The organism is Bacillus sp. E214, from assembly GCF_008087365.1.
Classification (GTDB): domain Bacteria; phylum Bacillota; class Bacilli; order Bacillales; family Pradoshiaceae; genus Pradoshia.
In genome coordinates, this window is sequence record NZ_VENN01000003.1 from 177819 (window position 1) to 192357 (window position 14539).

Annotated in this window: 19 protein-coding genes and 1 pseudogene; 11 read left to right on the top strand and 9 right to left on the bottom strand. The window is 37.1% G+C overall.

The window, feature by feature from the left end; translation table 11 throughout:
* Positions 1–107 precede the first annotated feature (107 nt).
* Together FHY47_RS13340 and FHY47_RS13345 are read right to left on the bottom strand one after the other, a co-directional pair.
* Positions 108–524: pseudogene (locus FHY47_RS13340) on the bottom strand (SMI1/KNR4 family protein).
* Positions 525–657: 133 nt separating this feature from the next.
* A complete protein-coding gene (locus tag FHY47_RS13345) occupies positions 658–1566 on the bottom strand; it encodes a 3-hydroxyacyl-CoA dehydrogenase (RefSeq protein WP_066101657.1) in 909 nt (302 codons plus the stop codon).
* 243 nt (positions 1567–1809) lie between these two features.
* On the opposite strand from FHY47_RS13345, the gene FHY47_RS13350 reads away from it, so the two are divergent.
* Positions 1810–2112 carry an HNH endonuclease signature motif containing protein gene (locus FHY47_RS13350; RefSeq protein WP_148630864.1) on the top strand — a complete coding sequence of 101 codons (303 nt, stop codon included), beginning with the start codon at positions 1810–1812 and terminating at the stop codon, positions 2110–2112.
* 4 nt (positions 2113–2116) lie between these two features.
* On the opposite strand, the gene FHY47_RS13355 is transcribed toward FHY47_RS13350, so the two are convergent.
* The 6 genes from FHY47_RS13355 to FHY47_RS13380 are packed head-to-tail and all read right to left on the bottom strand — an operon-like array spanning position 2117 to position 3997.
* A complete protein-coding gene (locus FHY47_RS13355; RefSeq protein WP_066101652.1) occupies positions 2117–2335 on the bottom strand; it encodes a spore germination protein in 219 nt (72 codons plus the stop codon).
* A complete protein-coding gene (locus FHY47_RS13360; RefSeq protein WP_148630866.1) occupies positions 2335–2730 on the bottom strand; it encodes a spore germination protein GerPE in 396 nt (131 codons plus the stop codon). The genes FHY47_RS13355 and FHY47_RS13360 overlap by 1 nt, the downstream gene beginning before the upstream one ends.
* Before the next feature lie 13 nt (positions 2731–2743).
* Positions 2744–2923: a hypothetical protein gene (locus FHY47_RS13365; protein ID WP_066101647.1), complete on the bottom strand. Its 180-nt coding sequence runs from the start codon at positions 2921–2923 to the stop codon at positions 2744–2746.
* A gap of 5 nt (positions 2924–2928) precedes the next feature.
* Complete coding sequence (gene gerPC, locus FHY47_RS13370) at positions 2929–3546, bottom strand: spore germination protein GerPC (protein WP_139891462.1); 618 nt, start codon at positions 3544–3546, stop codon at positions 2929–2931.
* Entirely contained in the window at positions 3543–3764 is a 222-nt protein-coding gene (locus tag FHY47_RS13375) for a spore germination protein GerPB (protein ID WP_139891461.1), read from the bottom strand. The genes gerPC and FHY47_RS13375 overlap by 4 nt, the downstream gene beginning before the upstream one ends.
* Positions 3765–3775: 11 nt before the next feature.
* Positions 3776–3997 carry a spore germination protein gene (locus FHY47_RS13380; protein ID WP_139891460.1) on the bottom strand — a complete coding sequence of 74 codons (222 nt, stop codon included), beginning with the start codon at positions 3995–3997 and terminating at the stop codon, positions 3776–3778.
* Positions 3998–4185: 188 nt separating this feature from the next.
* On the opposite strand from FHY47_RS13380, the gene FHY47_RS13385 reads away from it, so the two are divergent.
* The 9 genes from FHY47_RS13385 (at position 4186) to FHY47_RS13425 (ending at position 11713) form a co-directional block, all read left to right on the top strand.
* The gene (locus tag FHY47_RS13385; protein WP_148630868.1) at positions 4186–5376 is read left to right on the top strand and encodes a DUF418 domain-containing protein; all 1191 of its coding nucleotides are present in this window, start codon (positions 4186–4188) and stop codon (positions 5374–5376) included.
* 124 nt (positions 5377–5500) lie between these two features.
* Positions 5501–6385, top strand: a complete 885-nt coding sequence (locus FHY47_RS13390; RefSeq protein WP_148630870.1) for a fumarylacetoacetate hydrolase family protein — start codon at positions 5501–5503, stop codon at positions 6383–6385.
* An 80-nt stretch (positions 6386–6465) separates the two neighbouring features.
* Positions 6466–6822, top strand: coding sequence for a YisL family protein (locus FHY47_RS13395; RefSeq protein ID WP_066101632.1), 357 nt, complete (start codon positions 6466–6468; stop codon positions 6820–6822).
* A gap of 144 nt (positions 6823–6966) precedes the next feature.
* Complete coding sequence (locus FHY47_RS13400; RefSeq protein ID WP_187393493.1) at positions 6967–7794, top strand: GNAT family N-acetyltransferase; 828 nt, start codon at positions 6967–6969, stop codon at positions 7792–7794.
* 246 nt (positions 7795–8040) lie between these two features.
* Positions 8041–8754 carry a copper homeostasis protein CutC gene (locus FHY47_RS13405; RefSeq protein ID WP_066101628.1) on the top strand — a complete coding sequence of 238 codons (714 nt, stop codon included), beginning with the start codon at positions 8041–8043 and terminating at the stop codon, positions 8752–8754.
* Between the two features lie 442 nt (positions 8755–9196).
* Positions 9197–9757 carry a DUF2238 domain-containing protein gene (locus FHY47_RS13410; protein WP_066101624.1) on the top strand — a complete coding sequence of 187 codons (561 nt, stop codon included), beginning with the start codon at positions 9197–9199 and terminating at the stop codon, positions 9755–9757.
* 182 nt (positions 9758–9939) lie between these two features.
* Positions 9940–10446 (top strand): DNA topology modulation protein, encoded by a 507-nt coding sequence (locus FHY47_RS13415; protein ID WP_066101621.1) that lies wholly within the window; start codon positions 9940–9942, stop codon positions 10444–10446.
* A gap of 31 nt (positions 10447–10477) precedes the next feature.
* On the top strand, positions 10478–10948 hold the full coding sequence (locus tag FHY47_RS13420; RefSeq protein WP_066101617.1) for a DinB family protein: 471 nt from the start codon (positions 10478–10480) through the stop codon (positions 10946–10948).
* A gap of 228 nt (positions 10949–11176) precedes the next feature.
* A complete protein-coding gene (locus tag FHY47_RS13425) occupies positions 11177–11713 on the top strand; it encodes a DUF1572 family protein (RefSeq protein WP_066101614.1) in 537 nt (178 codons plus the stop codon).
* A gap of 176 nt (positions 11714–11889) precedes the next feature.
* Here the strand turns inward: FHY47_RS13425 and FHY47_RS13430 are convergent, their stop codons facing one another.
* Positions 11890–12459: a DUF2777 family protein gene (locus FHY47_RS13430; RefSeq protein WP_066101611.1), complete on the bottom strand. Its 570-nt coding sequence runs from the start codon at positions 12457–12459 to the stop codon at positions 11890–11892.
* Positions 12460–12680: 221 nt separating this feature from the next.
* On the opposite strand from FHY47_RS13430, the gene asnB reads away from it, so the two are divergent.
* Positions 12681–14531 carry an asparagine synthase (glutamine-hydrolyzing) gene (asnB, locus tag FHY47_RS13435; RefSeq protein WP_139891453.1) on the top strand — a complete coding sequence of 617 codons (1851 nt, stop codon included), beginning with the start codon at positions 12681–12683 and terminating at the stop codon, positions 14529–14531.
* Positions 14532–14539 lie beyond the last annotated feature (8 nt).

Sequence of the window (14539 nt, forward strand, 5' to 3'; positions counted from 1 at the left end):
GCACATTTGGACGGGAAACCGTGCAGTTGTGTCGTCTATTTTTATATTTTCTCTTTCGATACTGTCTAATTTGGGAAAATATATGGCCAACAGGACCGCTATATCATTTATTGGTATTGGACCGATATAATAAATTCTTTCAAGTTAGAAGCTACTTCTTCTAATTCGCCGGTTTCGTGATACCAAATATAAATTTTATGATCTATGATTGTATCCACAATTTTATAGCATAATTTGTCCCCTGTACCTTCCTCGCCAATAGATATGAGATTTTCATCCATTTCTTCCTCTCGCATATCTTTATTTTGTCTTACAATATCATCCCAGGTTCTTTTTAAATTTCTAGGATCTTTAATAGGGAAAAGCGTTCATCGTCCATTCATCAATCTGTGCATGGTTAGATAGTTTAAAGAGATCTTTATACTGTTTGGGGAAATTTCATCTAAGTGTTCTTCTGCTAATTTTATATCTAAATCTGTAACTCCAGGTTTTTTTGTATCAAGCAAATCGACAATATCATTCATTTAATACATAACCTCCCTTTTAATCTTATATAAAGATTCTTGATATATTTAAAATCCTTCTTCAGTGGACCTAAAGAAATCCTATTAGCATTTATGCCAATAGGATTTATCTTAGAAGTATCAGTGATCTGGTTTAAGGCTGTAGAAAGTCTTTTTTCTTATAGGCTGGATTCGGATATTTATAGAATCCTTCCCCTGTTTTCATACCCAATTTGCCTTTGTTAATAAATTCTGTTTTGACTAAATCTGCAATGTCCTTGAATGGATTTTGCTCTGGATTTGGATGCTTTGCTGCTTTAGTACTGACGATGTTATAAACTGTTTCCAAACCGACTACATCAATAATCGCAAATGGTCCAAGAGGTGCACCTGTAGCAATCATCCATGTTTTATCGATTGTATATGGATCCGCTACTCCATTTCCCCATAGATTTTGGGCTGCATCCAGTAATGGAACGAGTAAGCTGTTTAGAATATAGCCAGGTTGCTCTTTTTTTATATGGAGCGGAACCATTCCAATTGCGGCTGCGAATTGCAATACATCTTCAACCACTTGGTCATCAGTTTGAGGATGTGGCATGACTTCTCCAGTATTATTCATCCAAACGCGGTTTGCGAAGTGCAGGGCCAGGAATTTCTCCGGACGTCCGGTATATTCGGCAAAATCACTAGGAAGCATCGTAGAAGAGTTTGTTGCAAACACCGTATGTTCAGGTGCAACTTTACTCAACTCAGTGTAAAAGTTAATTTTGATTTCTTTTAACTCTGGAATAGCTTCGATGACCAAGTCGGCATTAGCTGTTGCGATTTTTAAGTCTGTTGCATATTGAATACGTGATTGAGCAGACCGGGCTGCTTCCTGTTCATTTTTAAAATAGGCAATGTAGGTATCTTCTAAATCGGTGATACGATTCTTTGCTTGTTCAATGGCGCTCTCATTAATATCATAAATGGTGACATTAAAGCCTTTAAAGGCTGTTTGAAAAGCGATTTGACTCCCTAAAACCCCACTGCCTGCAACTGTCACATTTTTATAATTCATGATTAATTTCCCCCAATCTGTAAATTGGATATTAAGTTCTTACCAGTAAATATCCATACCCTTCAAGGAAAATATACTACTATATTGTTAAAAATAAAAATAGTAAGACTTTAGACTTGTTCAAGTGAAATAAAACGATATAGATAGGAGTAAAACAGGAATGGATGTCACTTAATAATGGAAATATAAATGAATACGATCATTGTGCTAATTTAGGAAAAGGTATGAAAAGGAGGGAATTATATGAGTAAAGCAAGGAGCGGTGTATGTGAACTCTGTCTACGAAATTATGTCGAACGGACGATTCACCATTTAATTCCACGCGAATATGGTGGGGGCCCCAATGATACCTCCAAGCTATGCATTCCATGCCATAAACAGATACATGCTCTTTATCCAAATTTGGATTTGGCTGTCAGACTTAATACGATTGAGAAACTGAGAGATGATCCTGAAATCAAGAAATATTTAAAGTGGATTGTAAAGCAGCCGGCAGGTAAATTACCGCGTATAAAAAAATCCGGCTATAAGGCCGGAAAAAGGTGATTGATTAATTATTCGCAGAGATGGGCTGATCAACCCCATTTATACCAATAACGGAGTTTCCGCTAAGTCCATTTGTATCAAAAATAATTCCACCGGTAATTCCAGAACCTGATCCATTCACACTTTTAGTTGCATATTTTGGGGAGATAACCAGAGAGTCGCCGAATTGAATAATTCCGCTTCCTGCATTAAGGACTTGAACGGAACCGACAAGAGCAGGCATTAAGTTTCCTCCCTTCTTTCATTTTTGGGCCGATTAAGAAGCTGTCTTACATTCATGACTCTAGTTTCGGATCGGATAAACCGGCCGTTTCCTACCTGTAATAAAGAGGAAGCAGAGATGGCCTGTGTTCGGATGCAATCAACAAAAAGGTATGGATTAACATTCTCAAAATTGATATGGACCATTTCTTCAATTGGTTCAAAGTCAGGCACTGTGTAAAATACTTTGTAATCTCCGAAATTACCTTCCTGTCCGTAAAAAATTTCCTGTTCCCGCTGATAGGCAAGGACATTGTCAACTGAGTAACTATATTGAAGTTCTCCTATATCAAATGTAGATCCCCTTGATAAAATGGATACATGAATATGATCGACTATCGATGTTCTTTCCCACATGGCATGGTCCTCTTTAACGATTAACAATAGGCTGCAAGGGTCCAAATTCTAATGCGTTTAATGGCGTGTCAGAGGCGGCAAATAGCTGCATGGTTTCTGTATCGCCGACTTTAATAGCAGAGGCGCTCGATACAGATATCAACTTTATACAGCCAACCTTAATTTGTTCGTTTACGACATGGAAATTCATCACATTGCTCACTGCTCCTTCATTGAATCAGGATAAACCTCTATAAATCTGATGATGGCGTTTTCGATATCTGTTTTGAGTACTTCTAATATTTGCTCCCGAATTGCCGGGATTTTTTGCTCAGTCCGGTTATGAGGTGGCGTTTGGTCCAAATAATGATGAATGCGCTGAGGAAGCTGCCGGGCAAGATCCTCCATGATAAAGGAGCGCATGGTTTCATCCGTTTTTTGTTCGCAGATATGTTCGGCTCTTTTAAAGATTTCATCCTTCTGATTATTTAGGTCAAGTAAAACCTCACTCGTTAGTTGATGGACAAATTCATCCCTGGATGGAAAGAGAAATGGACCGGAAGGAGTATGATTATTGATGGCCAGCTCATCGATTTTTTCTAAATCTGAAGGGGTTAGCCCTATATTTAAGGTACCCTCCAATCTTTCCACTTTCAGTTGGTCAAATTTATACTCTATCCGATCGACACGAATCGGTGCCTGGTGTTTTGCCTCTGTTAATTCTTCTTTTAATTTCTTTACGTCTTCTTCCAGTTTGAAAATAGCCTGCTGTTGATATTCCAGCGTATTTTGTAAATAGTGTAGGAATTGGGTTAAATCCTGCTGCACATGACTCATCCTTTCCTATTCTGGACTTGAACCTGCGGAGAATCTTCTTCAGTCTCAAAAAGGGGATGGTGCGCTTCCGGAGCAGGTGCCTCAAAGCCACCGGAATTGGTTATGAGTGACTTGGATTTGATGATACCGGCACTGCCGATTTGCAGCACGGATGCATTAGCAATTGCATTAATTTTAATGGTATTAATCATAATCGTTTGCTTAACAAAGATGTTCATTTTCTTCACCTCTATAACGTAAATGCAATTGGTTGATCGACAACATCTGCATCAAACGTATTCGTAGCACTGTAAGGATTGTTTACAGCTACATAATCACCTGTATTAAATGAACCCGCTCCGGAAAATGTTTTAGCATTAGAGTAGGGAGTGACTTTGTAAATATCCCCCACATTAAATACACCGCTGCTCCCTACACTGAGAATTTGGACAATACCTACAATACCTGGCACATTTAACACCTTCCTTGAGTATACCTGTATCTACCTTCTTAACAATTCTTTAACAGTATATGAGGAATGGGCTGAAAGGTGAGAGAACCTCTTTGCTTTAGAAAAAACAGATAATTATGATAGGGGATTTTAGCAGAAACTGCTAAACTGGTTTTATAAGAAATTTTTAGGAGAGATGGGGTGTTCTATTGCAATCCATAACGGATAAACAAAGGATACATGTGGTTGATTTTCTGCGTGGGATTTCAATTGTAGGAATTTTATTGGTCAACATGCTCGATTTTCATTCGCCTTTTTTGTATCTTGAATTAGATTATTGGGATAACAAGCTAGATCTCTATACATATGCACTCATTGATATTTTGGCACAGGGGAATTTTTACCCGCTTTTTGCCTTTTTGTTTGGGTTCGGTACGGTCATTTTAATGATTAGGGCAGAACAAAAGGGGAAATCGTTTCCTGCTTTATTTACAAGGCGGATGATCTTTTTGCTTTTGCTGGGAATGATTCATGCATTTTTAATTTGGCACGGTGATATTTTAATCACGTATGCCGTTTGTGGGTTACTTTTGCTGCTTGTTTATCGATTAAAAGGTAAAACATTGCTTCGTTTATCGGTATGGTTATATACCATTCCTTATGGAATATTTGGGTTGCTTATTCTGCTGCTCGAATTATTGACCCCAACATCTGGTTTGTTAAATACCGATTTTTCGAAAATAAATAAAGCCATTGAAATCTATTCAAGCGGGACGTTTACAGAGATTTTTACATTGAGATTTAATGACTGGGCTGCTGTCAATGGACCGGCAAATATGTTTTTTTTATTTTTATCCGTTTTTCCATGTATTTTGGCAGGAATGGCATTTGCCAAACTGGAATGGCTCACCAATCTGAAGGTTCATCAGAAAAAGTTACAGATCATGTTCCTTGTATCATTGCCTATAGGACTGCTTTTGAAAATGTATCCGTATCTGTCGAGCCAAAATTATGCGGCTGAATTTTGGCAGGATATTTTTGGCGGCCCCTTCCTGACACTGGCCATTATAACAGGGATTACCCTTATTTATGAGAAATCTCCAAAGGTTAGAAAAATGGCTGTTCCTTTTGTCAGACTGGGACGAATGTCGCTTACAAATTACCTTATGCACTCCATTCTGTGTACGCTGATCTTTTATTCATACGGCCTCGGATTATATGGCGAAGTGGGAGCTTTTATGGGTACTTTATTAGCTGTATTGATTATCTTGTTTCAAATGGTATTTACAAAATATTGGTTACGCTCTTTTAGAATGGGACCAATTGAATATGGCTGGAGAATCGTTACTTACTGGGACAAACCATCATTCAAGCGGGAAAAGGTATATGATACATTTTAATAAAGGTGGAACGCAGTTTAATAAGAGTATAGCTTAAAAGGATAGAGATAAGTAATTTATCATTTTGTAGCAGAAAAGAGCTGCATAAATGGTTTTAAACCAATATGAAAGGAATGTGGGAAGGATGAAATTTTCAACCGTCAATGATAATGGACAAGCAGTAGCAGGACTGATTGATCAGGATTTATTTTATTCTTTAGAAGTAATTAGGCAATCCAGTGAGGTACTGAAAGGATTGCCAACTTCTTTACAGGCTTTGATTGAAGAATCTGAAACATGGCTGCCAAAGCTTCAGGGATGGGTACAAGCTGCAGAGAAAACAGAAGGTAAATCAATCGACTCTTTAATATGGCTGGCTCCTCTGCCGCGTCCGCACAAAAATATTTTTTGTGTAGGTAAAAATTACGCTGCACATGCTACTGAATTTGATGGCGGGGTTCCACCGGAGGATATGATTGTATTTACGAAGGCTCCAACCGCAGTCAATGCCCATAAACAAGTTGTGCCTCTTCATACAGAAGTAACGAATGAGCTGGACTATGAAGGGGAATTGGCTATTGTAATTGGCAAAAAGGGAACCTCTATTTCCCGTGAAAAAGCTTATGATCATGTTTTTGGATATACCATCTTAAACGATATTACAGCAAGAGATTTGCAATCAAAGCATCAGCAATATTTCCTGGGAAAAAGCCTGGATGGTACGTGTCCAATGGGTCCATGGATTGTTTCAAAAGATCATGTGCCACATCCGTATGATCTGGAAATTAAAACAAAAGTAAACGGGGAAACAAGGCAGCATGCCAGAACGTCATTATTTTTGTTTCCAATTGACGAAATCATCGCTACTATTTCGAAGGGAATTACGCTGGAGCCTGGCGACATTATTGCGACCGGTACACCGGCAGGAGTAGGAAAAGGGTTTAAACCACCGCGTTATTTAAAAGACGGGGATGTGATTGAAATAACTATAGAATCGATTGGGACTTTAAAATCTATCATTTCTAAATAAATTGTAAATACATAATGTTCGTAGAATACAACCTAGTATGCTACTATTATGTTGAATATTGCTGAAAGTGGGGGGATTTTATGAGCGGGTCTACTTATGAACATATTTTTATGTGGGTATTATCTATTGTTGTGTTCTTAGTATCTTTAAAAATGACAGGTAAAAATTTAAAAATAATGATGATGATTAATAGGGTACTATACATATTAATTATTGCAACAGGTATCATGATGTTAATGAATGTTTCCAATATTAGTGGTGAATACATCGCCAAGACGATTATTGGTGTTTGGGTAATCGCTGCAATGGAAATGACAAACGTGAAGCGATCAAAAGGAAAGAATCACAAATCTTTCTTCATCCAGTTTTGGATTGCGTTTGTTTTAGTGTTATTGCTAGGCTTTAGATTACCTATTGGTATTCAATTATTCGGATAAGCAGTGGCTCAGTCGATAGAGACTGGGCTTTTTTTATTTAATCTAATTCCTAATTTATTATAATAAAAGGTTTTTTCATTTTACTTCTAGAATTAATTTAAATTCAGAAGGGAGATGAAGTTCTTGAGATTTACGGAACGTACCTTGAGAATTTTTAAATATGCAGAAATAGAAGCCAAAAGGACAACTAATATCATTTATCCAGTTCATTTAGTATTAGGAATGTTGCTTGAAAGGACAGGTGTCTGTGCTGAGCTATCTATTAAGAATCCAGAACTTCGGGAGCTATTAGTTAAGCGGATTAAAGAAGTGTACTCGAATACTTACGAACATGGAATCAGTTATGAGCCCTTTAAAATGAACATTTCTTTATCGACTAATCAGGTGTTAATACATGCAAGTAACCGAATGAAACGCTTTAACCAGATTTATTTAAATGAAGGACATCTTTCTGATGCAATATTTAAAAGTAAGGATTTTTCAACCTATTCCATATTGGATGGCTTAGATGTTTCCAGCATACTTGGAATAATGTCTTCCCCGAGAGATATGGCTGTTCCTCTGAAGGATTATGAATTCCCAAGTATTTTAACAAGTAATATAAATTATCGGAAAGCGGAGCCAAATGATGCCGCATCGTTAAAAGTCTTTGTGGAAAGTGAATTTGGAGCTAGGTGGCTAGACTCAATTGAAAATGGGTTTTTAAAAGATAATATTCCTATTTTCATCGCTTTAGACGATAACCAAATTATTGGATTCGCTTGCTTTGATGTAGTTAGAAAAAGGAAGGGATTGTTCGGTCCGATGGGTACTACTCTATCAAATCGAGTCCAAGGAATAGGATTCATTCTCCTTCATCATTGTTTAAGAGAGATGCAGGAAATAGGCTATGAATATGCAATCATCGGGCAGGCTGGACCACTGGAATTTTATGAAAAAGCGTGCAATGCTGTCGTGATTCCAAGGAATTAGTGACTGTGATTTTGAACTTACAGATACTTACAGATACTTACAGAGGGAAGGGGTTAAACCTATATTTGTAAGGTGAAAACCCTTATAGTATTCAATCTTACTATTTAGACCAATGGTTATATTTTGATTGTTTTATAAAATAACGCTCGGTTCGTTTTGTTATAATGAAGTTTATAAAATAATAATTTTCTCTATAGGGATATCATCCCGTGGATTAAATAATGTGAACTAGCAGCAGGTGATAATATGATTTTGGAATGTATAGTGGAAAATGAAAAAGATGCCATTAAAGCAGAGCAGCTTGGATTTAACCGTTTGGAATTAGTGTCTGCCATGTCGGAAGGCGGACTAACCCCAAGTTATGGAACAATAAAACGTGTAATCGAAAATGTGAAGATACCTGTTCAGGTGATGCTGCGACCGCATAGCTATTCTTTTGAATATGATGAGTTCGATTGGATGTCGATGAAAGAAGAGCTTCAAGCCTTTTCAGATTTGGGTGTACAAGGGATTGTATTTGGCTGCTTGAGGAATGGGAAAATCGACCAGGATCTACTGGAGAAAGTGATAAAGGAAGTACCGCATTTTGATATTACGTTCCATAGGGCGTTCGATGAACTAAAGTCTTATGTAGAGGGACTCGAAGTGCTTTGTCAGTACTCCCAGCATGTAAAGCGGATTCTAACTTCCGGCGGTGAAAGTAGAGCCTATGAAGGCAGGGAAACACTGCAGCAGCTGATTACGTTATCAGATGGATGGTCGGGTCCTGAGATCTTAATCGGCGGTGGCCTGGATAAGGAGCATATTCAGGAATTGCATTCATTCCTGAATGCAAAGGAATACCATTTTGGGTCCGGGGTCCGAAAAGACCGTTCTTTTGCCAATGGGTTCGACACCGAAAAAATAGAGTACTTGCTCGAGTTATTTGAAAGTAAATGTCGAAGAAATACTACTCTATGATTCTTAGAATATTAATTTTAGTTTATCCGGTATCTTGGATATTCAAAGAAACTATTAAAACTATATGGTCATTATGTGGATTGTCCGTTATGGTTCTATAACCTAGTGAATGAAGGTAGCTAGAAACAGTCAGAGGCAATGGCTAAGCCGCTTTTTTATTATTCAGTCAGGATAAATACTTGGTAGTTTCATATCAATTTAATAGGATAGAAGCATTTTTCTATGATAATGAAGTGTGTGAATATCATGCAACATAGCGGTGTTCATATATTTTCTTACCAAACAATGAGAAATGTTAATTGAGCTAGTTGTTCAAATGGATCTTTGATGCTGCCGCCAAATGTGCGGCTTTTTTTATTTATTACGAATATAAAACGCATCCATACATTCAGCATATTTTATTACTAAATATAATTTTTTGACAGCGAGAGGAGAAACAGTGATGCATAGAATTAAAATCGAAACAATCACTTTTTGGATAGTTACACTGTTAATGGGGGCTGCAACGATAATAATGTTCATAGAAGGTGACGGTACGAAAGGATTCATGGGTATTTTAACTTGTATAAGCTTAGTAGTATTAGGGGGGTGGCAATGGAAAGCAAAAAAGCCGCTTGACGGGCCGCTTATGATGATGACGTATTTATTTATTTTCATTTCAGTAGGTATTGGTACATTTGGCGGAGCGTACGCGATTAAGCACTTTGATGATTTCCTCCATGTTACCTCAGGTATTTGGCTTGGGTATGCAGCATTGGTACTCACTAGGCAAATAATTGGTGAGAAGCTTACACAAAAATTGCCGAAAGCGTTTCTGGCTAGTATCATGGTTATCTTTGCGCTTTGCCTAGCTGGTGCATGGGAGCTGCTCGAGTTTGCGGGCGATCAATTATTTCATTTTACCGCTCAAGGGCGAGATCATAAGGATACGATGTTTGATATGATGGATGGATTGATTGGTGGGATTATTAGCGCAGTTTTTTACCTTATCATCAGAAAATAATAAATGAAGTCGGCCGCATGATTGTGGCCGGCATTTTTACTATTTTATTATTTTTCGTTTGAGTTAGTTAGATACGTTGATTTTAGAAGGAGTAACACTAATTTTGTTGAAATTATAATATTGAAGTTCGGTAATAGAAGAAGGATATAGTCTAAAACTTTTTATTTTGACAGGGGATTCATATGAAAAAAATCATGCTTATTGGTTCTGGAGGTTCAGGGAAATCAACTTTAGCAAGACAACTAGGTGGAAAGTTGAATATAAATGTCTATCATCTCGATTCATTATTTTGGAAACCTAAATGGGTAGGCATTCCTAAAGAGGAACAAATACAGGTTCAAAATGAGCTAGTAACAAAAGAATATTGGATTATTGATGGTAATTACAGTAGCACGATGGATATAAGGTTAAATGTAGCCGATACGATAATCTTTCTTGATATACCGAGAACAATCTGCATTTACAGAGCATTTAAAAGAATGCTCCAATATCGAAATAAAACAAGACCAGATATGGGAGAAGGCTGTGAGGAGAGATTTTCTTTCGAGTTTTTAAAATGGATCTGGGAATATCCAAAAAAGCAAAAACCAAAAATTTTAAACAGACTCAAACAGCTAGCGGAAGACAAAGAGATTATCATTTTGAAATCAAAAGGAGAAGTTGAAAGGTTCTATGAAAAGATTAAATGATTATATTTACTGAAAAAGGGGGAGGATTTTTTTGCAAATCTTTTTTAAATATAACTGGATGGTAAGAGAAGAATGGTATCGTTGGTGCGAAGGGGTAAGTGAACAGGAACTTCTGCAAAAAAGAACGGGTGGAATGGGAAGTATATTACATACACTTTTCCATATAGTTGATGTTGAATGGAGCTGGATACGTTTATTGGAAGGTAAAATAGAATTTCAGGAGAGTTTTGAGGGTTATAGAAGTTTGGATAAGGTCCGGAAATTGGACGCAGAATTTCATCTGGAAGTGGCAAGCTTTGTGAATAACTGGAATGCTACAATGGAAAATCGGTTATTGTATGGTACCTCATATGATGGAAAAGTTGTAACAGATACTTGGGGAGAAATCATGAGACATACCATTGCCCATGAAATTCACCATATGGGACAATTATCAATTTGGGCAAGAGGAATCGGAAAAACGCCGGTTTCTGCAAACCTTATTGGACGGGGTCTTTCATGAATTCAAATTGAATTTACTTTAGTCGGTATCTGTAAGTGCAGTAATTAAAATGATACTGAATAGCTTATATGTAAAAGTTGGATGGATAGGAGGGTGTCTATTCTCTTTCCGCAGCATAGAAAACTTTTTTTATTGATATTGGTTAAATTGTTCAAAGTAGATTTTAAACAAGAACTGTTTACGGTTAATGATATAAAATTTCCTGACTTATGATGTGGGAGGATACTGATGAGTATGGAGAATGAGTATTTAAGGATTATTAAGGAACGATTTAAAAGTGTTAAAAGTCTTGGAGATAAAGCAATTTCACAATTATCAGAAGAAGATATACATTGGGCTTTAAATGAGGAATCCAATAGTGTAGCTGTTATCGTACAGCATTTAAGCGGCAATATGGTATCTAGATGGACCGATTTCTTGAATTCGGATGGAGAGAAGCCTAATCGGAATCGGGAACAGGAATTTATAACTCATCTTTTAACAAAGGATGAAATGATCGGTATTTTAGAAGACGGATGGAATACTCTCTTTAAAGCATTACATAATTTAGGCGGTGAAGATTTATTAAAGAAAGTATATATACGTGCGGAAAGCCATTTGGTAATAGACGCTATTGAGAGACAATTAGCTCATTATGCGTATCACATTGGACAAATCGTCTATATAGGTAAACAAATAAAGAGTAAAGAGTGGGAAAGTCTTAGTATACCAAAAGGCCAATCAGAAGCTTATTTGCAGCAAATGCTGAAAAAACATCAATCCTGAAATAGGGTATCCTCCTAATAAAACCCCTCTAAAAAGTAATTTGCCTATAGCAGACAGCCTTTCACTTGAAGTAAACAGTATATAACCTAAAGTGCTCACGAGCTGAAAGTACTTTAGGTTATCACGATTTAAAATGGATTGGAGATGTGTGAAAATGAAATGAGCTGCCAGTGTCCTTAATCCTTGTTCTTTACTAATTTTTCAATGATCATTCGTTTTCCAGTATTCAGGGTAAATTCAAAGCGGTTTTGTTCTTTGTTGTGCTCGTTAAAATGGTGGTGGACAGAGCAGATATAATCACCATTATCAAAAATGAAAAAGTTCGTGCCTGATGACTGGGCTGTAGATGAAAAGGATAATTGGTTATAGCCATAGATACAGTCATAAGCAGAGAAATCCATGCTGTTTAACGTCGTGATGAATTGAAAGAAAGCATCATCCCTTAATTCCTCCAGTAAACGTTCCAAAGAGTATTGTAAATTTTTTTTAATACGAACCTGGTCTTCATCTTTTATAAAAATAAGCTCTTTGCCCGATAAAAGCTTCCCGTCTTCTACTAATGTCCCTTTTCTCCAACGATTATTACGATAAATGGATATCTCATTATTCATATATTCCTCAAGTGGGTATGCCTCATCTGTTTCTTCATCGAAGAAGACCCATTGATCATTGATGTTTTCAAAGATTCCTTCTGTATATGCTCGCAGCTGTTTACTTAATAGTTGATTTCTAAGTTGATTTTTCATTTGTGCGCCTCCAAGTGCAGATAAAAGAGTCTATGTAGAACTCAAATTACTGCATATCCGTTTTGTAATGATAAAATTTATGGCACTGTTTTCTATTTCTTAACATAAGCATCTTCTTTTATAACCCCACCCCTTAAAGTTGGACAATTAACAACTTTGTGTAAGATGCATATCATGTTAGCAGGAATGGGCCATTTGCTTGTTTGAAAGGATGATGCATTTTGTGCGGTATTACTGGCTGGGTTGAATTTAATCGATCTATTGATCAAGAGAAAGAGATTCTCATTAAAATGACAAATACACTCTCAAAACGTGGACCGGATGACACGAATATTTGGGATAGCCAACATGTCGGTTTGGGACATAAAAGGCTCATTGTGGTGGATCCGCTCTGTGGAAAACAACCTATGATCCGTGAAAAAAATGGGAATCAATTTGTACTATGCTATAATGGTGAACTTTACAATACAGAAGATATACGAAAAGAACTATTATTAAAAGGATATTCATTCACTGGCCATTCGGACACTGAAGTTCTGTTAACTGCCTATATGGAATGGCAAGAAAAATGCGTGGATTTTTTTAATGGGATATTCGCCTTTGCGATTTGGGATGAAGCCAAACAACAATTATTTGTGGCAAGAGATCGATTAGGGGTAAAACCTTTTTTTTATTCCCTACAAAATGGCCAATTTTTATTTGGTTCTGAAATAAAAGCTATTATGGCTCACCCGGGAGTCAAGCCGGTTCTGACAAGAGAAGGACTTGCAGAAATATTCGGACTTGGTCCTTCACGATCACCTGGTTCAGGGGTTTTTAAAAATATTCATGAACTCCGCCCAGGACATACCTTAACCTTTAATAGAGATGGACTTAAAATTAACCGATATTGGAATGTGAAGAGTGAAACACATCAGGAGAGTCTAGATGAAACCGTGGAAAAGGTCCGTTTTCTAGTGACGGATGCTGTAAAAAGACAATTGGTTTCAGATGTTCCATTATGTACATTCCTATCAGGCGGACTTGATTCAAGTGCCATTACAGCAATTGCTGCCAAGCAATATCAGATGGACGGGAAACCTGCTCTTAATACGTATTCGATTGATTATGAGGATAATGCTGCTCATTTTCAAGCGAATGAATTCCAGCCCAATGCGGATGGTCATTGGATTGAACTAATGAATCAGGAATTTGGCACGAAACATCACTATTGTGTCATCAGTCAGGAAGAACTGATTAATAATTTGGGAGAGGCCGTAATCGTAAAAGATTTACCGGGTATGGCAGATATCGATTCTTCTTTGCTTTGGTTTTGCAGAAAAATCAAAGAGGACTATGTCGTCGGTCTTTCTGGAGAATGTGCGGATGAGATTTTTGGAGGCTATCCATGGTTTCATAATCCTGAACAATTATCAAACGATACTTTTCCATGGATGCGCTCTATCCATGAACGAAATCAATTACTTAGACAAGACTGGAGAAAAAAGCTATCTCTTGAAGAGTATGTAAAGCATAAATATCAAGAAAGTCTACAGGAGACGCCTTTGCTTTCGGGAGAATCTGACTTAGAAACAAAAAGAAGGCAGTTATTTTATTTAAATATGACCTGGTTTATGACCAATCTGTTGGATCGTAAAGACCGAATGAGTATGGGAGCAAGTTTAGAAGTACGTGTTCCATTTGCAGATCATCGTCTAGTGGAATATGCCTGGAATATACCGTGGGATATGAAAATGGCAGGTAACCGGGAAAAGGGAATTCTAAGGAAAGCCTTGAAGGGAATCCTACCGGAAGATGTTTTATACAGAAAGAAAAGCCCATATCCGAAAACGCATAATCCTCTTTATACAAAGCTTGTGAAGGATTGGCTTGAGGAATTATTAGAGGATGGGGATTCCCCCCTATTCGAATTCTTCGATAAAGATCAGCTGAAAGCCCTTGTTGATACTGGAGGATCTTCATTTAAAAAGCCATGGTTTGGGCAATTGATGTCCGGTCCGCAATTACTTGCTTATTTGATTCAAGTACATTTATGGTTTAAGCATTACAATATTACTTTGGAGGATTCATAAGTAAAACT